28 protein-coding genes are annotated in these 23,636 nt (G+C 71.2%); 14 read left to right on the forward strand and 14 right to left on the reverse strand.

The window, feature by feature from the left end:
- Window positions 1-6 precede the first annotated feature (6 nt).
- The 3 genes from ACZ63E_RS02580 to ACZ63E_RS02590 form a co-directional block, all read right to left on the reverse strand.
- The gene (locus ACZ63E_RS02580) at window positions 7-876 is read right to left on the reverse strand and encodes a lysozyme (protein WP_465333713.1); all 870 of its coding nucleotides are present in this window, start codon (window positions 874-876) and stop codon (window positions 7-9) included.
- Between the two features lie 242 nt (window positions 877-1,118).
- Window positions 1,119-1,922 carry a lysozyme gene (locus ACZ63E_RS02585; protein WP_465333715.1) on the reverse strand — a complete coding sequence of 268 codons (804 nt, stop codon included), beginning with the start codon at window positions 1,920-1,922 and terminating at the stop codon, window positions 1,119-1,121.
- 98 nt (window positions 1,923-2,020) lie between these two features.
- Complete coding sequence (locus tag ACZ63E_RS02590; RefSeq protein ID WP_465333717.1) at window positions 2,021-2,710, reverse strand: type VII secretion system-associated protein; 690 nt, start codon at window positions 2,708-2,710, stop codon at window positions 2,021-2,023.
- A gap of 61 nt (window positions 2,711-2,771) precedes the next feature.
- Here ACZ63E_RS02590 and ACZ63E_RS02595 point away from each other — a divergent pair, with 61 nt between their 5' ends.
- Window positions 2,772-3,152 (forward strand): sterol carrier family protein, encoded by a 381-nt coding sequence (locus ACZ63E_RS02595; protein ID WP_465333719.1) that lies wholly within the window; start codon window positions 2,772-2,774, stop codon window positions 3,150-3,152.
- On the opposite strand, the gene ACZ63E_RS02600 is transcribed toward ACZ63E_RS02595, so the two are convergent.
- On the reverse strand, window positions 3,153-3,950 hold the full coding sequence (locus ACZ63E_RS02600; RefSeq protein ID WP_465333721.1) for an SAM-dependent methyltransferase: 798 nt from the start codon (window positions 3,948-3,950) through the stop codon (window positions 3,153-3,155).
- Window positions 3,951-4,150: 200 nt separating this feature from the next.
- Here ACZ63E_RS02600 and ACZ63E_RS02605 point away from each other — a divergent pair, with 200 nt between their 5' ends.
- The 6 genes from ACZ63E_RS02605 (at window position 4,151) to arfB (ending at window position 8,979) form a co-directional block, all read left to right on the forward strand.
- Complete coding sequence (locus ACZ63E_RS02605; RefSeq protein ID WP_465312964.1) at window positions 4,151-5,029, forward strand: helix-turn-helix domain-containing protein; 879 nt, start codon at window positions 4,151-4,153, stop codon at window positions 5,027-5,029.
- 197 nt (window positions 5,030-5,226) lie between these two features.
- On the forward strand, window positions 5,227-5,466 hold the full coding sequence (locus ACZ63E_RS02610) for a DUF397 domain-containing protein (protein WP_364522306.1): 240 nt from the start codon (window positions 5,227-5,229) through the stop codon (window positions 5,464-5,466).
- Window positions 5,453-5,758, forward strand: coding sequence for a hypothetical protein (locus ACZ63E_RS02615; RefSeq protein ID WP_465312965.1), 306 nt, complete (start codon window positions 5,453-5,455; stop codon window positions 5,756-5,758). The genes ACZ63E_RS02610 and ACZ63E_RS02615 overlap by 14 nt, the downstream gene beginning before the upstream one ends.
- 118 nt (window positions 5,759-5,876) lie before the next feature.
- Window positions 5,877-7,403, forward strand: a complete 1,527-nt coding sequence (gene purF / locus ACZ63E_RS02620) for an amidophosphoribosyltransferase (protein WP_465333722.1) — start codon at window positions 5,877-5,879, stop codon at window positions 7,401-7,403.
- A 40-nt stretch (window positions 7,404-7,443) separates the two neighbouring features.
- The gene (gene purM, locus ACZ63E_RS02625; RefSeq protein WP_465333724.1) at window positions 7,444-8,514 is read left to right on the forward strand and encodes a phosphoribosylformylglycinamidine cyclo-ligase; all 1,071 of its coding nucleotides are present in this window, start codon (window positions 7,444-7,446) and stop codon (window positions 8,512-8,514) included.
- A gap of 48 nt (window positions 8,515-8,562) precedes the next feature.
- On the forward strand, window positions 8,563-8,979 hold the full coding sequence (gene arfB, locus ACZ63E_RS02630; protein WP_465334360.1) for an alternative ribosome rescue aminoacyl-tRNA hydrolase ArfB: 417 nt from the start codon (window positions 8,563-8,565) through the stop codon (window positions 8,977-8,979).
- Here the strand turns inward: arfB and ACZ63E_RS02635 are convergent.
- From ACZ63E_RS02635 to ACZ63E_RS02645, 3 genes are all read right to left on the reverse strand, one after another.
- A complete protein-coding gene (locus ACZ63E_RS02635; RefSeq protein ID WP_465333726.1) occupies window positions 8,976-9,728 on the reverse strand; it encodes a GNAT family N-acetyltransferase in 753 nt (250 codons plus the stop codon). The genes arfB and ACZ63E_RS02635 overlap by 4 nt on opposite strands.
- Window positions 9,729-9,909: 181 nt before the next feature.
- Window positions 9,910-10,566, reverse strand: coding sequence for a VanZ family protein (locus ACZ63E_RS02640; RefSeq protein ID WP_465333728.1), 657 nt, complete (start codon window positions 10,564-10,566; stop codon window positions 9,910-9,912).
- A 268-nt stretch (window positions 10,567-10,834) separates the two neighbouring features.
- A complete protein-coding gene (locus tag ACZ63E_RS02645) occupies window positions 10,835-11,740 on the reverse strand; it encodes a Gfo/Idh/MocA family protein (protein ID WP_465333730.1) in 906 nt (301 codons plus the stop codon).
- Window positions 11,741-11,806: 66 nt separating this feature from the next.
- Between ACZ63E_RS02645 and ACZ63E_RS02650 the strand changes: the two genes are divergently transcribed.
- The 5 genes from ACZ63E_RS02650 to ACZ63E_RS02670 are packed head-to-tail and all read left to right on the forward strand — an operon-like array spanning window position 11,807 to window position 16,253.
- Entirely contained in the window at window positions 11,807-12,436 is a 630-nt protein-coding gene (locus tag ACZ63E_RS02650; protein WP_465333732.1) for a hypothetical protein, read from the forward strand.
- A complete protein-coding gene (locus tag ACZ63E_RS02655) occupies window positions 12,426-13,523 on the forward strand; it encodes a CbiQ family ECF transporter T component (RefSeq protein ID WP_465333734.1) in 1,098 nt (365 codons plus the stop codon). The genes ACZ63E_RS02650 and ACZ63E_RS02655 overlap by 11 nt, the downstream gene beginning before the upstream one ends.
- Window positions 13,520-15,130, forward strand: coding sequence for an ABC transporter ATP-binding protein (locus ACZ63E_RS02660; RefSeq protein WP_465333736.1), 1,611 nt, complete (start codon window positions 13,520-13,522; stop codon window positions 15,128-15,130). Before ACZ63E_RS02655 ends, ACZ63E_RS02660 begins: the two co-directional genes overlap by 4 nt.
- The gene (locus ACZ63E_RS02665) at window positions 15,127-15,411 is read left to right on the forward strand and encodes a hypothetical protein (RefSeq protein ID WP_465333738.1); all 285 of its coding nucleotides are present in this window, start codon (window positions 15,127-15,129) and stop codon (window positions 15,409-15,411) included. Before ACZ63E_RS02660 ends, ACZ63E_RS02665 begins: the two co-directional genes overlap by 4 nt.
- On the forward strand, window positions 15,408-16,253 hold the full coding sequence (locus ACZ63E_RS02670; protein WP_465333740.1) for an ECF transporter S component: 846 nt from the start codon (window positions 15,408-15,410) through the stop codon (window positions 16,251-16,253). The genes ACZ63E_RS02665 and ACZ63E_RS02670 overlap by 4 nt, the downstream gene beginning before the upstream one ends.
- Here the strand turns inward: ACZ63E_RS02670 and ACZ63E_RS02675 are convergent.
- From ACZ63E_RS02675 to ACZ63E_RS02685, 3 genes are all read right to left on the reverse strand, one after another.
- On the reverse strand, window positions 16,235-17,053 hold the full coding sequence (locus ACZ63E_RS02675; RefSeq protein WP_465333742.1) for an alpha/beta fold hydrolase: 819 nt from the start codon (window positions 17,051-17,053) through the stop codon (window positions 16,235-16,237). The two genes, ACZ63E_RS02670 and ACZ63E_RS02675, sit on opposite strands and share 19 nt — an antisense overlap.
- A 286-nt stretch (window positions 17,054-17,339) precedes the next feature.
- Window positions 17,340-18,194: a 3-hydroxybutyryl-CoA dehydrogenase gene (locus ACZ63E_RS02680; RefSeq protein WP_465333744.1), complete on the reverse strand. Its 855-nt coding sequence runs from the start codon at window positions 18,192-18,194 to the stop codon at window positions 17,340-17,342.
- A 113-nt stretch (window positions 18,195-18,307) separates the two neighbouring features.
- Complete coding sequence (locus tag ACZ63E_RS02685; RefSeq protein ID WP_465312978.1) at window positions 18,308-18,496, reverse strand: DUF3073 domain-containing protein; 189 nt, start codon at window positions 18,494-18,496, stop codon at window positions 18,308-18,310.
- A 207-nt stretch (window positions 18,497-18,703) separates the two neighbouring features.
- On the opposite strand from ACZ63E_RS02685, the gene ACZ63E_RS02690 reads away from it, so the two are divergent.
- Complete coding sequence (locus tag ACZ63E_RS02690) at window positions 18,704-19,600, forward strand: DUF8083 family protein (protein ID WP_465333746.1); 897 nt, start codon at window positions 18,704-18,706, stop codon at window positions 19,598-19,600.
- On the opposite strand, the gene ACZ63E_RS02695 is transcribed toward ACZ63E_RS02690, so the two are convergent.
- The 3 genes from ACZ63E_RS02695 to ygfZ are packed head-to-tail and all read right to left on the reverse strand — an operon-like array spanning window position 19,597 to window position 22,278.
- Window positions 19,597-20,532 carry an asparaginase gene (locus ACZ63E_RS02695; protein WP_465333748.1) on the reverse strand — a complete coding sequence of 312 codons (936 nt, stop codon included), beginning with the start codon at window positions 20,530-20,532 and terminating at the stop codon, window positions 19,597-19,599. The genes ACZ63E_RS02690 and ACZ63E_RS02695 overlap by 4 nt on opposite strands.
- The gene (locus ACZ63E_RS02700; RefSeq protein WP_465333750.1) at window positions 20,529-21,098 is read right to left on the reverse strand and encodes an RsiG family protein; all 570 of its coding nucleotides are present in this window, start codon (window positions 21,096-21,098) and stop codon (window positions 20,529-20,531) included. The genes ACZ63E_RS02695 and ACZ63E_RS02700 overlap by 4 nt, the downstream gene beginning before the upstream one ends.
- Before the next feature lie 49 nt (window positions 21,099-21,147).
- Window positions 21,148-22,278, reverse strand: a complete 1,131-nt coding sequence (gene ygfZ / locus ACZ63E_RS02705) for a CAF17-like 4Fe-4S cluster assembly/insertion protein YgfZ (protein WP_465312982.1) — start codon at window positions 22,276-22,278, stop codon at window positions 21,148-21,150.
- A 31-nt stretch (window positions 22,279-22,309) separates the two neighbouring features.
- Here ygfZ and ACZ63E_RS02710 point away from each other — a divergent pair, with 31 nt between their 5' ends.
- A complete protein-coding gene (locus ACZ63E_RS02710) occupies window positions 22,310-23,158 on the forward strand; it encodes an aminodeoxychorismate lyase (protein WP_465333752.1) in 849 nt (282 codons plus the stop codon).
- Here the strand turns inward: ACZ63E_RS02710 and ACZ63E_RS02715 are convergent.
- Entirely contained in the window at window positions 23,137-23,556 is a 420-nt protein-coding gene (locus ACZ63E_RS02715) for a hypothetical protein (RefSeq protein ID WP_465333753.1), read from the reverse strand. The genes ACZ63E_RS02710 and ACZ63E_RS02715 overlap by 22 nt on opposite strands.
- Between the last annotated feature and the right edge of the window lie 80 nt (window positions 23,557-23,636).

Here is a 23,636-nt window from a genome sequence, read left to right on the forward strand (position 1 = left end):
GGCGGGTCAGCCGTTGGCGAGGGCCTGGAGCCGGTCGTAGGCACCGTTGAAGGTGTCCTGGTCGAGCGGGCTCGAGGTGTACTGCCAAACGGTGTAGAAGCCCCAGTTGTAGGGCAGGGTGCCGACCGACGACGCGTACCGCGCGACCCACAGCGGGGCCGTGCTGGAGAAGTCACCGCTGACGCACTGGCTCCACCAGCTGGTCGACGTGTAGATCACCGGGTACCGGCCGGTCAGCGAGTGGTAGGTGTCGTGGAAGTCGAGGATCCACGACGTCATCCCCGCCTTGCTCAGGCCGTAGCAGGTCGCGCCGTACGGGTTGTACTCCATGTCGAGCGCGCCCGGCAGGGTCTTGCCGTCCTTCGACCAGCCGCCGCCGTGGGCGACGAAGTACCGGGCCTGCGCCGCGCCACTCGCGGTGTTCGGGGTCGCGAAGTGGTAGGCGCCGCGGATGAAGCCCTGGTTGAAGGAGCCGTTGTACTGCTGCGCGAAGTACGGGTTGGTGTAGCTGGTGCTCTCCGTGGCCTTGGTCCAGACGAACCGCTTGCCCTGGTTCCAGTAGGTCGCCCAGTTGACGTTGCCCTGGTAGCTGGCGACGTCGATGCCGGCGACGGTGGCCAGCACCTGGCCGGGGATGGCCTGGCCGGGCTGCGGCTGCTGCGCCGCCTTCTGCGAGTCCGGCGTCGACGTGTCCCCTTCGACGCGCCGGATCTGCGACCCCAGTTCGTGGTTGTGCTGAGCGATGTCCGCGTTGATCGCGGACACGGGGTCGACTTCGGGGGAAAAGGTCGTCGCCTGGGCCGTGCTGCCGAGCAGGAGCAGCGTGGCCGGGACGACGAGGGCAGCGAACAGCCGCCCTCTTCGGGGAATGGACATCGTTGAATCCCTTCACGGATACCCTCGCGGAGGGCGGCTTACTGCAGGTAGCCGCCCGTGCACGATTGTTAAGGACGAAGTGGCGTTTGTCACTCAGTTCCGTGAAATTGGGTATACGTGTGGGTGATTTTCCTGGGAAGACGATCTTCAATTGGTGACTGGTTAACACCTATTACCGGGATGCTGCGCCGATCGGCCGAGCGTGGGAACCCGCGATCGGGCGGCACTCGAAGCGCCGCTGGTCAGCCCAGTGCGAGCGCCCGCAGCCGGTCGGCCGAGCCGTTGAACCAGTTCTGGTCGCCCGGCAGAGTGCCGCGGTCGGCGAACTGCCAGATCGTGTGCACCGCCCAGCCGGCCGGGAGCTCGCCGACGAACGTGTTGTAGCGGGCGATCCACAGCGGGTTTCCGCCGAAGCCGCCGTTGTTCGCCGTGCAGCGCTTCCACCAGCTCGTCGACGTGTAGATCGTCGGGTACCGGCCAGTCGTCGCGCGATAGGTCTCGGAGAAGTCGCTGAGCCAGCGGACCATTCCGGCGGCGTCCTTGCCGTAGCAGGTTTCGCCGTACGGGTTGTACTCCGCGTCGAGCGCGCCCGGCAGGGTCCGGCCGTCCGCCGACCAGCCGCCGCCGTGGGCCAGGAAGTAGCGGGCCTGGGACGCGCCGTCGGAGATGTCCGGGCGGGCGAAGTGGTAGGCGCCGCGGATCAGGCCCGCGTTGTAGGAACCGTTGTACTGCTGGGCGAACTGCGGGTTGACGAAGCCGGTGCCTTCGGTTGCCTTGACGTAGACGAACTTCGCGCCCGACCCCGCCGCGCCGGACCAGTCGACCGGGCCCTGGTGCCCGCTGACGTCGTGGCCGAGCTGCTGGTCTTCGGTCGCGTACAGGACGCCGGGCACCGCTTCGACGCCTTCGACCTTGGCGATCTGCGAACCGGCGAAGTGCTCTTCGGCACCGGCGTAGACGTCGTCAGCCGTCGCCGGGGCCTGCCCGGCGAAGAGCAGGCCCACGGCCAGGACGACGGGCGGCAGCGAACGACGTTTCACCCTCATGCTCCCCACCGGTCCCGTGAGTTTCCGTCAGCCTCACGATGCACCGGTGTCGCCGATCCGGCGAATCGATGCTCACTCGATGGGGTGATACCCGCAGGTCAGCGCGTTTCTTCGGCGAGGGCCTTCACGAGGTGCTCCGCCGGCACGACGGCCGTGATCAGGTCGTGCGGGTTGATCGCGACCGGGTGCCCGCCGAGCAGGCCGACCATGTCGCGGCCGAGCACCGCGCGGGCGTGCGGCCACTCGCGCGGGACGAGCGTCTTGCGCGTGTACGCGGGCACCATCACCCGGCCGTCGGTGTTGTGGAAGCCGATCACGGTCCGCTGCACCGGCGACATCGCGTAGACGAACAGCGTCGCGTCGAGGACGATCTTCGGCAGGTCCGACGCCGGGCGGTGCTCGGTGCGGACGAGCTGCAGCGCGTGCTCGAGGTCGTTCGACGGCTCCGGGAAACCGAGCGCCTTGGGCGAGGGCCGGTAGCGGTCGTTGGGGTGGAAGTCCGCGACGACGTCGCCCGCGCCGTTCACCGGGTACGCGCCGACGACCGCCCACGACGGGACCGGGCCGTTCGGGTCGAAGGCCTCGTCGATTACGTAGAGCCAGCTGTTCGGGTTAGCGCGGGCGTTCTCGCGCATCTCCGCAGTGATCTCGGGTGTGCCGTGCTTGCCCGAGCGCCGCGCCTGACGGCCGCTGCGCCGCGCCGCGCGGCTGTGCTTGCCGGGGTGGTCGGCCCCGCTTCCGGTTGGCTGCTGCGAAACCATCCGATCTGCCTCGTCCCGCTGCGCCATCTCATCCCCACGTTCTCGGGTGTGCCTGAAAACTCTTGGTGCGCCACTCTACTGTTTGCCCATGGCCTCTTCGCGTTCGGTCGACCCCGGACAGTTACGTGCGGCGGTGCTGGCGATTTCCCCGTGGCTGCAGGGCGATGCGCCCGACCCGGCGCGGCCCGAGCTGGCCGCCGCGGTCCGGCTGAGCCTCCGCGCGCTCGCGGCCGACGCTCCGGGGCGGACGGTCGAGGTGCGCGTGCCGCCGTTCGCCGCGGTGCAGTGCGTGGCCGGGCCGCGGCACACCCGCGGCACGCCGCCGAACGTCATCGAGACCGACCCGCGCACGTGGCTCGAGCTCGCCACCGGCCGGTTGGACTGGACCACTGCGGTGGCCGGCGGCCGGGTGTCCGCTTCGGGCACCCGGGCCGACCTTTCGCAGTGGCTGCCGATCGTCCGCGTCTAGCTACGGCTTGCGGCCGACGCCGCCGGCGATCGTCCGCTGGGCGACGTTGAGCTCCTTGAGCCGCGGGCCGTCCGGCCACCAGTCGGCGCACAGCGTCACGCCGGGGTCGACCATTTCGAGGCCGGGGAAGAGCTCTTCGATCTCCTGCTGCGTCCGGAACGTGCCGGAGCCCATCGGGCTGTGCACGAAGAAGTCCTCCATGCGGCGCGCGGTCGCGGAGTCGTCGTTCTGCGGGTCGAAGAAGTGGCTGAGCCCGACGAAGGAGCCGGACGGCAGCGCGTCGACGTACTCCTTCATGATCTCCTTCGGCCGGTCCTTGTCGCCCTTGAAGTGGTGCAGCGTGCCCATCTGCAGCAGCACCAGCGGCTGCGTGAAGTCGATGTGCTCGCGCACGACCTCGTTCTCGAGGATCCGCTGCGGCTCGAAGATGTCCTCGGCGACGAAGTGGGTGTGCTCGTTCTCCTCGAGCAGCGCGCGGCCGTGCGCCAGGACCACCGGGTCGTTGTCGACGTAGACGACCGTGGCCTCCGGGTGGATGCGCTGGACGACCTGGTGCGTGTTCTCCGCCGTCGGGAGGCCGGATCCCAGGTCCAGGAACTGGGTGATGCCCGTCTGGCCGGCGAGGAACCGGCACGCCCGGATCAGGAAACCGCGGTTTTCGAAGGCGAGGTCCTGCGCCTCCGGAGCGGCCTTCTGCACCTGCCCCAGGACCTCGCGGTCGATCTCGTAGTTGTCCTTCCCGAGCAGGAAAGCGTCGTAGACACGCGCGATGCTCGCTCGGGTCGGGTCGACCCCCACGGGAACTCGTTCGGTCCGGGTCGCGGCGTCGGGCATCTTGAACCTCGCAAGTTCTGTGTCGAAAGTCTCGTACTCTACGTAGAGTAGGACTACACACGCATGCGGTAAACCGGGTCACCTCTTTGCGCAGGACGGCCCAACGTGTACTTTCGGTAGTCGGGCTAGAACCCCCTGGTGACGTGAGCGCGGAAGGTCCGGGAATGAACGCGGTGAACGCGTCCGCAGGCGAACAGAACATCGGCCCCACGGCGCGCCGGATGATCCTGGGCTCCCAGCTGCGGCGGCTCCGTGAAGAGGCCGGCATCACCCGGCAGCAGGCCGGGTACAACATCCGCGGCTCCGAGTCGAAGATCAGTCGGCTCGAGCTGGGCCGGGTCGGTTTCAAGGAACGCGATGTCACCGACCTGCTGACGATGTACGGCGTCGAGGACGAAGGCGAGCGCCAGAGCTTCCTCGACATGGTGAAGCAGTCGAACGAGCCCGGCTGGTGGCGGCGGTTCGGCGACACGATGCCGAACTGGTTCACCGACCTGGTCGGCCTGGAAGAGGCGGCCGCGCGGATCCAGATCTGGGAGCCGCTCTACGTCTCGGGACTGCTGCAGATCGAGCCGTACGCCCGGGCGATCTTCAGCCACGGCCGCTCGGAGATGGCGGACGAGAGCGTCGACCAGCTGGTCGCGCTGCGGATGCGGCGCCAGAAGATGTTCAGCAGGCCGGACGCCCCGCGCGTGTGGATGGTGCTCGACGAGTCCGTGCTGCACCGGCCCATCGGCGGAACGCGCGTGCTGAAGCAGCAGCTCGAGTACCTGCTCGAGATGAGCGCACTGCCGAACGTCTCGGTGCAGGTCCTGCCGTACGAGCGCAGCGGGCTGTCGGCCGAGCACGCGTTTTCGCTGCTGCGGTTCGGCGAGCCGGAACTGCCCAACATCGCTTACATCGAATACCTCACCGGCGCGCACTACGTCGAGAAGCGCGAAGAGATCGAAAAGTACAGCCGGCGGCTCGACATGCTGGCGGTCGACGCGGCCACTCCCGAGCGCAGTCGCGAGTGGATCTCGAAGCGTCGCCAAGAGATCTAAGATCACTGGTCAGACCGGTCACGTGGCGTAGTTTTCACTGTTCATTGATCCGGTGACGTTCACTCTATAGAGTTACTGTGCACAAAATTCTGCACGTGCATTTACCGTTGCAAGAACACGTGCTAGCGTTCGTCACGCGGGCAAATGCACATGCAGATGCATCGCCTTGAAATCTTCCGCATGGAGAGGTGGGACCCATGGCTGAGCGATTCGAAAACGGCATCCCGGCCGACCGGCTGTCCGGAGCCGCGTGGCGCAAGGCGAGCTACAGCGGTTCGGTCGGCAACTGCGTCGAGGTCGCCCCGTTGTCCAGCGGCGAGATCGCGATGCGCAACTCGCGCTTCCCGACCGGCCCGGCGCTCGTCTACACCCGCGCCGAGATGGCGGCGTTCCTCGCGGGCGCCAAGGACGGTGAGTTCGACGATGTCCTCGGCTGAGGCCGTCGCCCCCGTCTTCGACATCGAGACCGGCCTGCAGGAGCTGGTGGCTCGCGGCTACCAGTTCGTCCACCCCGCCGACGAGCGCGGCGAGGTCCTCGCCGTCGTCGGTGTGCGGGTGCACGACGACGTGGTGGACGTCGTCCGGCTCAACGCCGAAGACGACGTGGTGGCGACCCGGATGCCCGGCACCGAAGACAACATCTTCGAGCCGGAGCGCTGGCTGTGGCGCCGCAGCGGTGAAGGAGCCCAGGTGCTCACGGAGATCCTCTCGTTGCCGGACGCGTGTTAGTCGGCACTGTCTGCAGGCCCTGTCCGAAGTGGTCGGAACCACTCCGGGCGGGGCCTGACTCATGTCCGGACCGTCTACACTGAAATCGGCCTGACCACGTCTTCCTGGGAGCACCTCGGTGGTTTCCGACCCGCAGCTCGTGTCCGACCAGCCCGACCCGGAACCCCGCGAGGAGTGTGGCGTCTTCGGCGTCTGGGCTCCCGGGGAAGAAGTCGCCAAGCTGACCTACTACGGCCTCTACGCCCTGCAGCACCGCGGGCAGGAGGCCGCCGGCATCTCCGTCTCCGACGGCTCGCAGATCGTGGTCTTCAAGGACCTCGGCCTGGTCAGCCAGGTGTTCGACGAGCAGATCCTGCAGTCGCTGCAGGGCCACATCGCCGTCGGGCACTGCCGGTACTCGACGACCGGCGCCACCGTCTGGGAGAACGCCCAGCCGATCTTCCGCACGACCGAGACCGGCAGCGGCCTTTCCTTCGCGCACAACGGCAACCTCGTCAACACGGCGGAGCTGCGCGAGCGCACGATCGCCGCCGGGCTCAAGCCGCACGCGGGCCTGACCGGTTCGTCCAGCGACTCGGACCTCATCTGCGGGCTGCTCGCCGCGAACGCCGCGGACAAGGGCATCGAAGCCGCCGCCATGGAGCTGCTGCCCACTCTCCAGGGCGCGTTCTGCCTGGTGTTCTCCGACGAAAACACGCTTTACGCGGCGCGCGACCCGCACGGGGTGCACCCGCTGGTGCTCGGCCGGCTCGAACGCGGCTGGGTCGTCTCCAGCGAGACCGCGGGCCTCGACATCGTCGGCGCGTCCTTCGTGCGCGAAGTCGAGCCGGGCGAGCTCATCGCGATCGACGCCGAGGGCCTGCGCTCCTCGCGGTTCGCGAACCCGGACCCCAAGGGCTGCGTCTTCGAGTACGTCTACCTCGCCCGCCCCGACACCACGATCGCCGGCCGCGGTGTGCACGCCACCCGCGTCGAGATCGGCCGCCGGCTCGCCATCGAGCAGCCGGTCGAGGCCGACCTCGTCATGCCGGTGCCGGAGTCCGGCACCCCCGCCGCGATCGGCTACGCGCAGGGCTCGGGCATCCCGTACGGCACCGGCCTGGTGAAGAACGCCTACGTCGGGCGCACCTTCATCCAGCCGTCGCAGACCATCCGCCAGCTCGGCATCCGGCTGAAGCTGAACCCGCTGCGCGACGTCATCCGCGGCAAGCGCCTGGTCGTGGTGGACGACTCGATCGTCCGCGGCAACACCCAGCGCGCGCTCGTCCGGATGCTGCGCGAGGCCGGCGCGCTCGAGGTGCACGTCCGGATCGCGTCGCCGCCGGTGCGCTGGCCGTGCTTCTACGGCATCGACTTCGCCTCGCGTGCCGAGCTGGTCGCGAACGGCGTCGACCTCGACGGCATCCGCCGCTCGATCGGCGCCGACTCCCTGGGCTACATCTCGCTGGACGGCCTGGTCGCGGCCGCGGAGCAGCCGAAGTCGCGGCTGTGCACGGCGTGCTTCTCCGGCGAGTACCCGATCCCGCTGCCGGAAGACGCGCTGATCGGGAAGCACCTGCTGGAAAGCCTCGACGCGGTCAATGGCGCGGCGAAGCCGGTCAGCCCGGCCGGGTACGGTGCCGAAGACGCCATCCGGCGCCCCTAGCCCGTCCGGGCCAGTCCTTCCAGTTGGGAGTCCTTCAGCCGTGAGCGAGTCCACGAGCGCCACGTATGCCGCCGCCGGCGTCAGCATCGACGCCGGCGACCAAGCCGTCGAGCTGCTCAAGCCCCACGCCGCACGGGCGACGCGTCCCGAGGTGATGGGTGGCGTCGGCGGCTTCGCCGGGCTCTTCTCGCTGAAGCTCGACAAGTGGAAGGAGCCGGTGCTCGCGTCGTCGACCGACGGCGTCGGCACGAAGCTCGCCGTCGCGCAGGCGCTGGACAAGCACGACACCGTCGGCATCGACCTGGTCGCGATGGTGGTCGACGACCTGGTCGTGACCGGCGCCGAGCCGCTGTTCCTGCAGGACTACATCGCGGTCGGCAAGGTGCACCCGGAGAAGATCGCGGCGCTCGTCGGCGGCATCGCCGAGGGCTGCGTGCAGGCGGGTTGCGCGCTGCTCGGCGGCGAGACGGCCGAGCACCCCGGCCTGATGGGTGAGCACGACTACGACATGTCGGCCACCGGGGTCGGCGTGGTCGAGGCGTCCGCGCTGCTTTCGCCGGAAAAGGTCCGTCCGGGTGACGTCGTGCTGGCGCTCGGCTCGTCCGGACTTCACTCGAACGGGTACTCCCTGGCCCGGCACGTGCTGCTGGACATCGCCCGGATGCCGCTCGAGGGGCACGTCGAGGAGTTCGACCGCACCCTCGGCGAGGAGCTGCTGGAGCCGACGCGGATCTACGCGAAGGACTGCCTCGCGCTGACCGCGGAGACCGAGGTCCGGACGTTCGCGCACATCACCGGTGGCGGCCTGGAGGCCAACCTCGCCCGCGTCATGCCGCGCGGCCTGGTCGCCCGGCTCGACCGCGGCACCTGGACGCCGTCGGCGGTGTTCGCCCTGATCGGCCAGCGCGGCAAGGTCGAGCGCGCCGAGCTGGAGAAGACGTTCAACATGGGCGTCGGCATGGTCGCGATCGTCGGCCCGGAGGACGTCGACCGGGCGCTGGCGATGCTCACCGCGCGGCACGTCCCGGCGTGGGTGCTGGGCGACGTCCAGCCCGCCGACGACGTCGACGGCCCGCGCGCGCTGCTTTCGGGCGACCACCCGCGGTTCTGAAACGCTCTTGCTCACGGCTGTCACACTGATCGGGTGGCAGCCGAAGACGTGGTGGTCGGCTCCCGGTTCACGATCCCGGGAGCCGAGTTGAGCGAGCGCTTTTCGCGCTCGTCCGGCCCGGGCGGGCAGGGTGTGAACACCACGGACTCGCGCGTGGAGCTGTCCTTCGACGTCGCCGCGTCGCCGTCGATCCCCGAGCACCTGCGTGACCGCGTGCTGGCCGGGCTCGGCCCGCGCCTGGTCGACGGCGTCCTGACGATCGCGGCCAGCGAACACCGCTCCCAGCTGCAGAACCGCGAAGCCGCGCGGGGTCGGCTGACGAACTTGCTGCTCGACGCGTCGGCCCCGCCGCCCGCCAAGCGACGCCCCACGAAGCCGTCTCGCGGTTCGAAGGAGCGTCGCCTGGCGTCGAAGAAGCGCCGGAGCGACGTGAAACGAGGCCGCTCCGGCCGCTTCGACGACTAGCTCAGCGACAAGTGCACACACTCGCCCGCCGGCCGGTAGCCGACCCGGGCGTAAATGCTCCCGATCCCCAGGTCACCGGGGGTGAGGAACGCCGTGTGCGCGCCGGCTTCGTGGGCGTCGCGGGTGAGCCGGGCGGTGAGTGCGGCGGCGATGCCGCGGCCGCGGTACGCCTCGAGCACGCCGATTCCGGCGATCTCGGTGGTGCCGTCGACGATTTCGAGCGCGAGCCCGCCTCCGGCCACCGTCCCCGTCTCGACGTCCTCGACCAGGACGTGCCGCACGCCGGCGGCCAGACCGGCCTTCACCTGCTTGACCTCTTCGTCACTGACGTCCGGCGCTTCGCCGTACGCGGTGTTCTGCGCCGACCGCATGCGCCGGAAGTCTTCGTCGGACTCCGGCGCGCGCAGCCGGATCCCCGCGGGGACCGGCTTGTCGGCCCGCTCGGCGGGCGCGCACGTCATCAGCGGCACCCGTCGTTCGAGCTCGTACCCCGCGTCGAGGAGCAGTTTCTCCAGGTCAGGGGCGATTTCGGTGAAGTACTCCAGCCGCGGGAGCAGGTCCCGCCGCCGGTAGGCCTCGGTCAGCGCGCCGATCTCGGCCGCCGTCGGCTTCGCGCCGTCGTCCGGGATCGCGTAGTTGAGCATCGGGTGGTCGGTGCCCACCGAGTAGGTGGCCAGGAACGGGCCGACCCGCTCGGTGTCCCGGCCGCGGGGCGCCGTGTTGCGGACATAGGTCTGGATGGCAGACATTGCTGGGTTGGAGCCTTTCGAGAGCATGTCAAGGAACCGCGGCCCGGAACGGGACCTGCGGGATGGACGCTGGGCGTCGGGCCTAGCGCGGGCCGACGCCGGGAGCGGCGCCAGGCATAGGCGGTCATTCCTTGACTCGAAGGGGCTCTTCCGGGCCAGTGTCGCAGGGCCCGCAACCGGTTTACTGCCGGTCCGGATGCGCGATGGCCGCGTAGCGCGTGTCCCAGACCGAACGCGGGACGCGCAGGGTGAGCGTCGGGGACTCGCAGATCCGCCGCCGCTGGGCCGGGATGGCCACCGGCACCGGCGGTGGCAGGTCCAGCGCCCGCCAGCCGCGCCGGCTCAGCGCCGCGCCGAGCGTCGCGCCCGCGGTGTTGAGCAGGACGTCGTCGGTGGAGGTCACCCGGCCCGTGTGGATCAGATATTGCGTACCTTCCACCAGCAGCGACGCGGCCAAGGCGGCCAGCGCGACCTTGGCCAGCGTGCGCAGCCGGCGCATCCGCAGCGGGAGCAGCGCGCCGAGCGGCGACAGCAGCAGCACGTTGCCGATCACCTGCCAGAGTGACCCGTCGTCGGCGAAGGCGGCGGTGATGTCGGCGCCGGGCACCAGGTCGAGCGTGCTCGTGTGCGAGTTGCCGACGGGCATGATGACCAGGCAAAACACCAGGAACGCGACCAGCAGGACGGCGCTGTCGACACCGGCCGTCGCGGTCGCGTAGCGGGCCGGAAGTCTTCGGCGGCGCCGGGCGGCGAGCAGTGGCCAGCCGAGCAGCGCGTACGGCAGCGCGATGGCCGAAACCGGAATCATCCCCCAGAAGGCGCGCAGCAGGGCTTCCATGCGCCTCCCTTCTCGAACCCCTCAAGATCTTCGATGCGCGATGAAAAGCAGCCCTCCCAAGATCACCTTCGCATCACAAGATCGTCTCGGCAGTCCGAGCGGGCCGCACTATTCGGTGATCTTTGCGGTGGCGCGACGGGGCTTTCCGTGGTTCGGTCGGCAGGCGCACTGTCCACAGTGGATGCTGTGGACAACCCTGTGGATGAATTCGGGGAGTTTGTGAAGAAGCCTTACTTCACAACGTGAATCCGGCGAGGGGGCCTGTGTACTACTCGGCGAGCTCGCGGGCCTGCTCGAGCAGGTTCTGCAGGTGCAGACCACGCCGGACGTCGCAGGGGTGCGCCGTGGTGCCGCTGGCGATCATCGCCGCGAAGTCGTCGAGCAGGGCGGTGTAGGACTCCTGCGCCGAGCCCGGTTTGCGCCCGAGCGTCCGGTAGCCGTGCTGACCCCAGACGGCGACCTCGACGACGGTCGGCTGCACCGGCAGCCGCAGCGAGAGCGTCGCCGTGCTGACCACGCCGTCTTCGTGGGCCAGCATCAGGTGCCAGAGGTCGCCGGGACTCCGCCGCGCGGCCACGACCTGCGTGATCGGGCCGAGCGCGGCGTCCAGCATGTCGAGCGCGTGCGGGCCGATGTCGTACAGCGCGCCGCCGTCGTCCTGCCGCCACTCGGAAGACGCGTACTGGCCGCCGAGCAGGGCGCCGGACAGCCAGCGCGCGCCGCCGCCGGCCCAGCCGCCCGCCTGCGCGAGGCCGGCGAGCCACTCCTGGGTCTGCGCCGAATACCGCAGGGTCAGCACGACGAGCGCGGCGACGTCGGCGGCCGCGACCGCGTCGGCCAGCCGCTGCGCGCCGGCGAGGTCGGCGGCGATCGGCTTCTCGAGGATCAGGTGCTTCCCGGCCTCGGCCGCGCGCACGCCCAGCTCGGCCTGAATTGCGGGTGGCACGGCGAGCGCCACCGCGTCCACCTGCTCGAACAGCTCCTCGACGCTGCCGGCGGTGGCCGCGCAGTGCGTCTCCGCAAGCGCTTGCGCCGCCTCCGGCCGCCGGGCCCAGACCGCGGTCAGCGCGGTGCCGGGGTGGTCGGCCAGGCCGGGCGCGTGCACCGTCGCCGCCCAGGGGCCGGCGCCGATCAGGCCGACGCGCAGCTGTCCGTCCGCGATGAGCTGTCCCACGCGCCGCAGTCTAGGTGTGTCCCTCGTCGCGCCGGAACCGCGTCTTCCACTGGTTAAGGTGCCAGCATGATCGCCGCGCGCTTCGCCCGTTTCTCCGCTGCCTGTGCCCTGCTGCTGGGCGCCGCTCTGGTGGGCGCCGCGCCCGCGTCGGCGGCGGGCTCCGACGGCTCGTGCCCGGACGGCGGCGGGGTCACGGTGATCGTCGACTTCGGCGACCTGGGCCCGCAGCCCCTGGTCCGCTGCGCGCCGGGGACACCCGCGACCGGCATCGCCGCCCTGCAGGACGCCGGGATCGACGTCGCCGGCTCGCAGAAGTACGGCCTCGCCGTGGCCTGCCGGATCAACGGCAAACCGGGCCCCGACGTCGAGTCCTGCGCGGGCATGCCGTCGGCGACGGCGTACTGGAGCTACTGGCACGCGGCGCCGGGCGGCGCGTGGACGTCCAGCCAGGAAGGCGCCCAGACCTCGAAGCCGACGCCGAACGGCTTCGAAGGCTGGGCGTACGCGAAGCCGAAGACGGCCAACGACCTGCCCGCGCCGCCGCGTGTCGCGCCGGTCCGGCAGGCTGCCTCGCCGACTCCCGCACCCGCTGACCAGGGCAGTTCGTTCCCGTGGGGTGTGGTGATCGGGGCCGTGGTGATCGTGGTGGTCGGGGGCGCGGGCGTCATCGTGGCGCGACGGCGGCGTGCGCAGTAGGGCGCTGCACCCGGGCGCCTGGTGGGTCTGGGCGCTCGCGCTGGCCATCGCGGCCAGCCGGACGACGAACCCGCTGTTGCTCGGGCTCGTCATCGCCGTCGCCGGGTTCGTCGTCGCGAACCGGCGGAGTGACGCGCCCTGGGCGCTGGCGTTCCGGCTGTACGCGTACGTCGGCGCGCTGATCGTCGTGTCGCGCGTGCTGTTCCGGATCCTGATCGGCGGTGAGGACGGCGGGCACGTCCTGTTCACGCTCCCGCGGATCCCGCTGCCGGCGTTCGCGGCGGGGGTGTCGCTGCTGGGGTCGACGTCGGCGGAGGAGCTGCTCGGCGGGTTCTACGACGGCCTGCGGCTGGCGACGATGGTGATCTGCGTCGGCGCGGCGAACGCCCTGGCGAACCCGAAACGCCTGCTCAAGGCCGTGCCGGGGGCGCTGTACGAGGTCGGCACGGCCGTGACGGTCGCGCTGACCGTGGCGCCACAGCTGGTCGAGAGCGTCCAGCGCGTGCGGCGGGCCCGGCGGCTGCGGGCGGGCCGGGCTCGCGGGCTGCGGGCGGTCAAGGGCATCGTGGTCCCGGTGCTGGAAGACGCGATGGACCGGTCGCTGCGGCTGGCGGCCGCGATGGACTCCCGCGGGTACGGCCGGCGGGCGTACCTGAGCCGCGGTGTGCGGGTGCTGATCGCGTCCTGTGTCCTGTTCGGGCTGGTCGGGGTGTGCGTCGGCGTCTACGGGGTGCTCGACGGGACGTCGACTTGGCTCGGTGTGCCCCTGCTGGCGGCCGGGCTCGCCGTCGCCGTGGCGGGGTTTGTCGTCGGCGGGAAGCGGGTGCGGCGGACGGCGTACCGGCCGGATCCGTGGCGGTGGCCGGAGACGCTGGTCGTGCTGGCCGGGGTGGGAGCGTGTGTGCTGCTGTTCGTGACTTCGCGGGTTGATCCGGAGAACCTCTACCCGTCGCTGAGCCCGTTGCGGTGGCCGGAAGTGTCGGTTGTGCACGCCTTGTCGCTGCTGGTCGCGGTGCTGCCGGCGTTCGTCGCGCCGCCGCCGCCTTCGTTGTCGTCTTCGTTGTCGTCGTCGGAGGTGGGCCGGTGATCGAGTTTTCGCAGGTCACGGTGACCTATCCGGACGCCGCGCGGCCGGTGCTGACCGACGTCTCGCTGACGGTCGAGGAGGGTGAGCTCTGCCTGGTCGCCGGGCCCACCGGTGTCGGCAAGTCGACATTCATTGGTGCGATCAACGGGCTCGTCCCGCACTTCACCGGCGGACGGCTGGCCGGGCGGGTGCTGGTCGACGGGCTGGACACGTCGGTGTATCCGCCGCGGGAGCTGGCTTCGGTCGTCGGCGTTGTCGGGCAGGACCCGCTGGCCGGGTTCGTGACCGACACCGTCGAGGAAGAGCTCGCCTACGCGATGGAGCAGCTCGCGGTCGCGCCGGACGTCATGCGCAAGCGGGTCGAGGAAACCCTGGACCTGCTGGGGATCGCGGAGCTGCGCAACCGTCCACTTCGGACGCTTTCGGGCGGGCAGCAGCAGCGCGTCGCGATCGGCTCGGTGCTGACGGCGCACCCGCGCGTGGTGGTGCTCGACGAGCCGACGTCCGCGCTCGACCCGACCGCCGCCGAGGACGTCCTGGCGGTGATCACGCGCCTGGTGCACGACCTCGGGACGACGGTGGTCGTCGCGGAGCACCGGATGGAGCGCGTCGCGCAGTACGCCGACCGGCTGCTGTACCTGCCGGGCGACGGCTCGGTGCGGTCCGGGCCGCCGGCGGAAATCCTGGCGACGTCGGAGATCGCGCCACCGATCGCGGAGCTGGGCCGGCTCGCTGGGTGGTCGCCGCTACCGCTTTCGGTGCGGGACGCGCGGCGGGTCGCGGGGCCGCTGCGGACGCGGCTGGCGTCACGTCGTCAGAAATTGTCGGTGGTGGGTTCTACTCTCTCGGTGACCGGTCAAGCACTGGACGTGAGAGGGGTGGTGGTCCGATACGGAGATGTCCTGGCGGTGCGTGGGGTCGACCTGCGCGTCGGGCAGGGGGAGATTGTCGCGCTGATGGGACGCAACGGCTCCGGCAAGTCGTCGCTTCTCTGGGCGGTGCAGGGCAGCGGGCCGAGGTTGGCGGGGAAGGTCGACGTCGGCGGCGCGGATCCGGCGTCGCTCAAGCCACGAGTGGCCCGTCGGCGCGTCGGACTGGTTCCGCAGACCCCGGCCGACCTGCTGTACCTCGATTCGGTCGACGCCGAGTGCGTACAGGCCGACACCGAATCCGAGGTCCCGGCGGGAACGGCCCGGGCCCTGCTGGACCGGCTCGCCCCCGGGATCACCGGTGAAGCGCACCCCGGTGACCTGTCCGAAGGGCAGCGACTGGCGCTGGTGCTGGCCGTCCAGCTGGCGGCGGCCCCACCGGTCGTGCTCCTCGACGAGCCCACGCGCGGCCTCGACTACCACGCAAAACGGCGCTTCGCGGCGACCCTGCGAGAGCTGGCTTCGCAGGGGCACGCGGTGGTGCTGGCCACCCACGATGTCGAGTTCGTGGCCACGGTGGCCCACCGCGTGGCGGTCCTGGCCGACGGCGAGGTGGTGGCCGACGGCCCGACGAAGGAGGTCATCGTCGCCTCACCGGCGTTCGCGCCACAGGTGGCGAAGATCCTGGCGCCGGAGCAGTGGCTGACGGTGGACGAAGTAGCCGAGGCGCTGGCATGACCGGGTTTGTGGTGCTGCGTGGGTCCGGCTCGGGTGTGCTGCGTGGGTTCGGCGTGTCCGGCTCCGGCGTGCTGCGCGGGTCCGCCGTGGCCGGTTCTGTTGAGCTGCATCGCGGGGCTCTGCCGGACCCGCAGCGCCACCGCGGCGGCCGACGGCCGCGGCGGTTCGGCGAGGCCGATTCGGGTGTGCCGTGCGGGTTCGGCGTGCCCGGTTCCGCGGAGCTGCGCGGCTCCGGGGTGCCCGGCTTCGTCGTGCTGCGCGGGTCCGGTGGTCCGGCGTGACCGGCTTCCTCGGCCCACCGCCGCGGGCGGTTCGGCTCACCCTTCGGCCCGCGTTGGTCCTCGGGGTCGCCAGCCTGCTCGGCATCGCCATGTTCTGCTGGCCGCTCTTCGCGCACCCGCAGCCCAGCGGCGCCGCGCACACCGCGGACGCGCCGTTTGTCTTCATGGCGACCCTGCCCGTCCTGATCCTGGTCGTGCTCGCCGAGCTGTCGCGCGGTGGCATCGACGCCAAGGCGCTCGCGCTGCTCGGCGTGCTGTCGGCCGTCAACGCCGGGCTGCGGCCGCTCGGGGCCGGGACCGGGGGCATCGAGCTGGTGTTCTTCCTGCTCGTGCTCGCGGGGCGGGTGTTCGGGCCCGGCTTCGGGTTTGTGCTCGGCTCGACGTCGATGTTCACCTCGGCGCTGCTCACCGCCGGGGTCGGGCCGTGGCTGCCGTTCCAGATGCTCGCGTCCTCGCTGATCGGGCTCGGGGCCGGCTTGCTGCCGAAGCGACCGCGCGGCAAGGCGGAGATCGCCGTGCTGGTGGTGTACGGCGTTGTCGCGGCCTACTTCTTCGGGCTCCTCATGAGCCTGTGGACGTGGCCGTTCCTGGCCGGCTCGTCGTTCAGCGGCTCGCACGCGGGGCTCGGGTTCGTGCCCGGCGCGCCGCTGCTGGACAACCTGCACCGGTTCGCCGTCTTCACCGTGCTGACGTCGACCCTCGGCTGGGACACCGGCCGCGCCATCACCAACGCCGTGGCGATCCTGCTGCTGGGGCCGGCCGTCCTGACGGTGCTGCGCCGCGCGGCCCGACGGGCGGCCTTCGACGCGCCCGCCGAGTTCGATCAGGCCAGCTTGTCGTAGATCGCGACCAGCTCGGCGAGCTTGCGCGCGTCCGGGACGTGGCTCGTGTCGAGGTCGAACACGCGGAAGCGGTTGCCCGGCGTGGCCGCGTCGGCTTCGCGGATCATGCGGTCCTGCAACGGGAGCGGGACGATCCGGTCCCGCAGGTGCCGGACGTACACCCGCGGCACGCGGCCCCACCGCGCGCGGTCGCCGCGGGACGGGGTTGCTCCCTTGGTGAGGAGGTCGTCCGGCGCCATCGTGTTGAGGAACGCGTAGAACTCGGCGTCCGTCGCGTCGGCCAAGAATGCCTTCTTCGCCGCCGCGAGCAGCTTCGGGTCCGCGAGGCGCCAGTTGAACCGGACCGCGCCGATCACTGCCGGGTCGGCGGCGAGGAAGCCGAGGAGGTCGCCGACCCGGGAGGTCGCCGCCTCGGGGGTGGCCATGTACTCGTCCGGGGTCGCGAGGTCGACGCAGCAGAACGCCGTGTCGTACACGAGAAGGTCGATCAGGTGCGGGACGGCGTCCGCGACCAGGCTGATCATCGCCCCGCCGATGCTCGCGCCCACCAGCACGACCGGGCCGTGCGCGGCCGCGCGGCGGACCGTCTCGACGGTGGCCGCCACCTGGTCGGCGACCGTGACGCCGGCCAGCGCCGACGGCTCCGTCGCGAACGCCGCAAGATCCTGCGGTGCCTGGTAGGAGCGGCGGAACTGCTGGCCGGGCTGGTCGACGCCGACTCCGCGGTGGCCGCACAGAACCAGCTCGTTCGGCGCGGCCGAGACGCCGTTGGCGCCGGCGGCGAAGACGAACGTGGTCACGCGACCGCGCGACGGCCGCCCCGCGACGGGCGAGGCAGCTCCGGCGGGCGAGGTGGCTCCGGCAGCTGCGGCGGCACCAGCGGGCCCCGCGGCAGCGGCAGGCGAGGCGGCGGCGGGCGCGGCGGCCAACACGGGCGTCACGACTCCGAGACCGGCGGCGGCCAGGGCGGTACGACGGCTCAACTCAGGCATACCTGACAGTGAAGCGAGCCCACCCGCTCCCGTCCAAGACGACAAAGTCGCCGCCCGGACCACCAAAAGTTGGTCGGGCGGCGACGAACGTCGATCAGCTGTAGGAGTAGAAGCCCCGGCCGGTCTTCTTGCCCAGCAGGCCCGCGTCCACCATGCGCAGCAGCAACGGCGGGGACGAGTACAGCGGCTCCTTGAACTCCGCGTACATCGAGTCCGCGATGGCCTTGATCGTGTCGAGCCCGATGAGATCGGACAGGCGCAGCGGGCCCATCGGGTGGGCGGTGCCCAGCTCCATGCCGCGGTCGATGTCCTCGGCCGAGGCGAAGCCCGACTCGATCATCCGGATCGCCGAGAGCAGGTACGGCACCAGCAGCGAGTTCACGATGAACCCGGCGCGGTCCTGCGAGCGGATCACGGTCTTGCCCAGGGCCGTCGTCGCGTGCTCTTCCGCGCGGCGGGCGGTCTCCTCGCTCGTCAGCAGCGAGGGCACCAGCTCCACCAGCGGCAGCACCGGGACCGGGTTGAAGAAGTGGATGCCGACCACCTGCTGGGGACGGCTCGTCGCCATGCCCAGCTTCATGATCGGGATCGACGACGTGTTGGACGCGAACAGCGCGTCCTCGGCCTCGACGATCTTGTCGAGCTGGCGGAAGACGTCGACCTTCGCCTGCTCCTGCTCGAGGATCGCCTCAATGACCAGTTCGCGGTCGGCGAACTCGGCGATGTCCGTGGTGAAACGGAGCCGGGCGCGCGCGGCGTCGGCGTCCTCGGTGGAGATCTTGCCGTTCTTGACGCCGCGTTGCAGGGACTTCTCGATCCGGGCCTGGCCCGCGTCGAGCGCCGGCTGGTTCACCTCGGTGACCACGACGTCCAACCCGGACCGTGCGTGCACCTCGGCGATGCCGGACCCCATCAGTCCCGCTCCGACGACTCCAACCCGACTTACCACCGGCTCACTCCTTCGTCCGCTTCGCAGCCCGCACCCTGTTCGAGGGCAGCACGCAGCGCGCGAGGGCGGTCACCGAGTTGTGCCCGGCTACGCCCTCGCGCGGTTACGCGTGCTCAACGACGGTACTCGTCGTACCCGTCGTCGTACGGGTCTTGATCATCGCTGTCCGGCTCCTCGTAATGACCACTCGAGGAACCACTCGACAGCTCGCGCTGCAAAGCATCGAAGTCGGTCTCGTGCGAGCTGTACTTGAGCTCGCGCGCCACCTTCGTCTGCTTGGCCTTAGCCCGGCCGCGCCCCATGGCTCGACCCCCTCGCACAGGGGCGGGGCGGCCGGGGGAATCGGCGGCCCCGCATCGTCTCGACAATTCTTTCCTGCTCACACCGTACCGTGTCCGGGGGGTTCGATGCGACGTGGCACGGTGTGCTGGTCGTGACAGTGTCCGCCGGACACCGGTTACCGGCCGGTCGGTGGCGATCGGCGCAGGTAGACGTGCCACGATCTACTGGTGCTCCGTCCCTTCGTGGCCTACCTGCGGGTGTACGAACCCCTGCTCGCCCTGGGCGACCAGCCGGACGAACGGCTGCGTGCGGCCGTCGCGGCGGCCAAGCTGCGGCGGACCGATGCGGGCGCTCGCGAGCAGGCCATGTGGCTCAAGTCACAGGTCGCCGCGCCGCGCCGGCTGCTGCCCGCCGAGCTCGCCGACGGGCGGCCGGCGCCGAGCCTGCTGACCGACGTCCTGGTGCTCGACCCCAAGGACGTGCCGGAGGGCAAGGCCGGCAGCGGCCCGTTCGTGTGCCCGCTGGAACTGCGGGCCCGCTCGGCCGCCGCGCTCGTCACCTTCCTGGGCGACGCGCACCCCGCGCTGAAGAACGTCGTCCTCGACGAGGGCGGGTTCACGCAGGAGACGATCCGCGCCCGGACGAAGTCGGCGATGGCGGACCTGAGCACCTCGGCGGCGCACACGCTCTCCACGACGTGGACCGTCCCACTGCCGTGGTTCGTCCTGGTCGACCCCGAAGAGCGGCGGCTCGTGCTCGGCAGCGGCCGCGACGATCCCGAGCGCGAGATGTCCTGGCGGACGACCCTGGCCGACGCCCAGCACCGGGCGCGCGAAGCCGGTGAGCTGCTGGAACAGACCTTCGGCGACTCCGGGCCGGGACGCGTGCTGTTCGAAACGCGGCGGTGGCTGGACAACTTCCACGCGGACTCCGTGGTCGAGCTCGACTACGGCGGGCTGGTGCAGCTGTTCACCGACGCCGTCCTCGAAGCCGACAACACCGCCGACGAGGTGCACGACATCCTGGACGCGCTGCGCTCGGGCAACGTCGAGGAGCTCGCCGAACTGTTCTCCGACCTGCGGGAGTTCTGGGGCGACCTGGCCGCCCGCGAACGCTCGAACTAACCGCGCAGCTCCGGCACCCGGAGCTCGCCGACCGGGCGGCCGCCGCCGAGCACCGAACCGCGGGCCAGCTCGGCGAGGCCCGAGACGTCGACGCCGAGGTACCGGAGCGCTTCGACGGCCAGCGGCGCGCAGGCGCGCTTCGCGCCGTCGTCGATCTTGATCGCCACCGCGAACCCGTCCGGGAGGGCGAACGCCTGGACCCCCTCGGCGCCGCCCTTCGCGACGAGACCGTCCACGGCGGACATCAGCTCGGTGTCCTCGCGCCCGGTGCCGGCGACCAGCCACGGGTGCGCGCGCATCGCGGACGCGACCGTCCACTCGGGCCCGTCGGCCGCGCTCGCGACCCGGCCGAACGCGCGGGCCAGCGCCGTCAGGGAAAACGCGAAGAGCGGGGCGCCACAGCCGTCGACGCCGGTGCGCGCGATCGGCTCGCCGGTCAGGTCGGTGACGGCGGCGGCGATCACCTGCTGCAGCGGGTGGTCCGGCGCTTCGTAGCCCGCCGTCGGCCAGCCTGCGCGGACGCAGGTGGTCAGCATCCCGGTGTGCTTGCCGGAGCAGTTCATCATCACGCGCCGCGGCTCGGCGGCGTCGCGCATGCTCGGCACGTGCAGCGGGAAGTCGGGCGGGCAGGCGAGGTCGTCTTCGTGCAGGCCCGCGGCTTCGAGCAGTTCGAGGACCCGCTTGACGTGCCCGGGCTCGCCGGAGTGCGACGCGCACGCCAGCGCGAGGTCCTCGCCGGTGAAGCCGAGCCCGGCCCGCAGCATGCCGACCGCCTGCAACGGCTTGTTCGACGAGCGAGGGAAGACCGGCGAGCTGACGTCGCCGAGCGCCATCCGGACGTCGCCTTCGGGGCCGGTCACCACGAGCGCGCCGCGGTGGACGCTTTCCACAAAACCGGATCGGACGACTTCGGCGAGGACGGGGTTGGTCACTGAGCCTCGCCGCGTCCGCCTTCGCTCTCCAGCAGCTCGTCCACAGTGGCCGAACCCTGCTGGTAGCGCTTCGCGATCTCCGCGTTGAAGGTGTCCATCACGCCTTGGACCTCACGCCGGAAGGACGACACCGACAGCTCTTCGCGGGCGTAGGTGTCCAAAGCGGAGGCGAGCTTCTCGTCCGAGAGGGACTCGACGTCGGTCAGGTCGGTGTCGCCGATCAGGGCTTCGGCGTGGCGCCGGTGCTCGCCGGCGCGGGAGGGTTCGAGCTGCTGGTGACGTCCGGAGCCGGCCGCCGGGCCCAGCGCGTTGTCGGCCAGGATCGTGGCGAGCTGGTCGACGATGCTGTCTTCGCCGCCGGAGCTGCGCCGCGCCTGCTCCGCGCGCACGATGTCGATCCGGGCGTGGAGGAGCCGGCGCAGGTAGGACAGGTCCGTCTCTTCCTGCGCGGCTTCGTCGCGCCGCTCGCGCAGCACCTTCAGCGGCAGTTCACCCAGGCCGCTGAGGTACCCCGGGCCGAGCACGCGGTCGATCCGCCGCCTGCCGCCGGGCCGCACTTCGATCACAGCGCAGTTTATCCCGGTTGAGGGTGATGTCGCTGTCAGGGGCTTTTGTTCAGCCACGAAGTTGGGCCGCTGCCGCACGCCCCGGCGCGGGCTGCTCGGACGGGACGGAGTCGGGGTCGATCGCCGCCTGGACGAGGTTGTCCTCCGACCCGGTCAGCAGCTCCGCGCCCACCGGCGTCGAGCGCTTGACCAGGGCCAACGCGATCGGGCCGAGCTCGTGGTGCTGGATCACGGTGCCGACGCGGCCGACCGTCCGGCCGTCGAGCAGTACCGGGTCGCCGGGCTCCGGCCGGATCTCGGGGGATCCGTCGAGGTGCAGCAGGAGCAGGTTCCGCGGCGGACGGCCGACGTTGTGCACCTTCGAGACCGTCTCCTGGCCGCGGTAACAGCCCTTCGCGACGTGCGCGGCGGAGCCGACCCAGCCCACCTCGTGCGGGATCGTGCGGTCGTCGGTGTCGACCCCCAGCCGCGGCCGGACCGACTCGACGCGCAGGGCCTCGAACGTCCAGCTGCCGGCCGCCCGCGCGCCCGCGTCGGTGAGGCGCTTCCACCAGTCGGCGAGGGCGTCGCGCGGCACCGCCAGGTCGACGCTGGAGCGGCCCGGCCACGGCATCCGCCGGGCGAACCCGCCGCCGGAAAGCGCTGTCACCGCGTACGGCTCCGGGCCGACTTCGGCGCCGGCCGCGCTCAGCACGCGCTCGGCGTCCGGGCCGAGCACGGTCAGCAGCGCGAGCTCGCCGGTCGCGTCGCGGATGTCCACCTTGGACCAGAACTTCATGGCCTCGAGGTATTCACGCAGTGTTTGGGGACCGCCCTTGGGCAGCGCGCTGGTCACGCTGGTGCCCGGGTCGGTGTCGAGCCAGACGGTGCCGTCGAGGTGCGCGAGCACCATGTGCGTCTCGACGCGGCCCTGGCTGTCGAGCACCAGCGCCTCGGTGCCGGTCCCCTCGGCGAGCTCGGTCACGTGCTGCGAGATCACCAGGTGCAGCCACGAGAGCCGCTCTTCGCCGGTGACCGCGATGAACTCCCGGTGGGAGCGGTCGATCACGACAGCGCCACGCGACGCCGTGCGCTGCTCCGCGAAGGGGTCTCCCCAGTGCCAGGGGACGCCGGCTTCGGGGTGGTCGTCGGGCGGAGGGATGGATCCGGGCACGTCCAGCAGCGGCGAGCGGTACGGCATACCGCCCAGCCTAGGTGAGTACGGTGCTTGTATGCGCGTGCTCGTCTTCCTCGACGGAACCCCGGCCGACCCCGACACCGCCCAGATCAGGGCCGACGACCTCGGCCTGACCCGTGGCGACGGCGTCTTCGAGACGATCCTCGTGGTCGACGGGAAGCCCCGCGAACTGCGGCCCCACCTGGAGCGGCTGGCGCGTTCGGCGGCCATGCTCGACCTGCCGGAGCCCGATCTCGCGGCCTGGGAGCACGTGGTCTCGGTGGTGCTCGACCGGTGGGCCGGCGGCCCCGAAATGGCGCTGAAACTGGTGTACACCAGGGGTTCCGACGGTGACCCCGACGCGGTGCCGACCGGGTTCGCGCTGGGTTCGGAGGTCGCGCCGTCGATCTTGCGGGCCCGCGCCGAGGGCGTCGCCGCGGTTACCCTGGACCGGGGTTTCCCGCCGGACCTCGCCGAGCGCGCGCCGTGGCTGCTGCTCGGCGCGAAGCCGTTGTCCTACGCGGTGAACATGGCCGCGGTGCGGGAGGCGGGCCGCCGCGGGGCCGATGATGTGATTTTCACCGCCACCGACGGCTCGGTGTTCGAAGGCCCGACCTCGACCGTGGTGCTCGCGAAGGGGCGGACGCTCTACACCCCGCCGCCGGCCATCGGCATCCTGCCGGGCACGACCCAGGCCGCGCTGTTCCGCGGCGCCGAGAAGGCCGGCTGGGCGGTCAAGGTGGAGCCGCTGCGCGTGGCCGATCTGGTGGCGGCCGACGGGGTGTTCATGGCGTCGAGCGTGCGCAAGCTGACGCGGGTGCACACGCTGGACGGCGCCCGCCTGCCCGACTCGTCGGCCGGGTACGCCGAGCTGCTGGCGGCCTACGAGGGCGAATACGCCTGAGTGATCCGCACGATCGCGGGGGCGACCGCTTCGGCGCGGTAGGCGGCGATCTTGTGGTGACCGTCGATGATCAGCTCGCGGTCACCGTCGGCCAGCACGACGGCGACCGGGCGGTGGCCGCTGCGGATCGCGGTCCGGTAGTAGCCGACGCGGGCTTCGTCGGACGGCGGCCAGACGTCGGTGGGGGTGAGCAGCTGGTCGTCGGGCAGCCGCTCGGGGCCGCTCACGCGGTAGTCGCCGTCGACGAGCAGGTCGAGCACCGGGCCGAGCGTGGTGGCCAGCGGACGCCGGAGCTGGCCGGTGGCGAGCGCGATCCGCAGCGCTTGGGGCAGCTCGGCCCGCGCCCGGTTGTTCACGTCCAGGAAACCCGTGCCACCGCTGATCGTCACCTGTTCCACGCCTATCAGGACGGGCGGCGGCGCGACATGGTTCCAGCCGCTACCCGGAAGGGTGCACCGGGTGACCCGGGTCTCACCCG

The organism is Amycolatopsis sp. NPDC104819 (genome assembly GCF_055583145.1).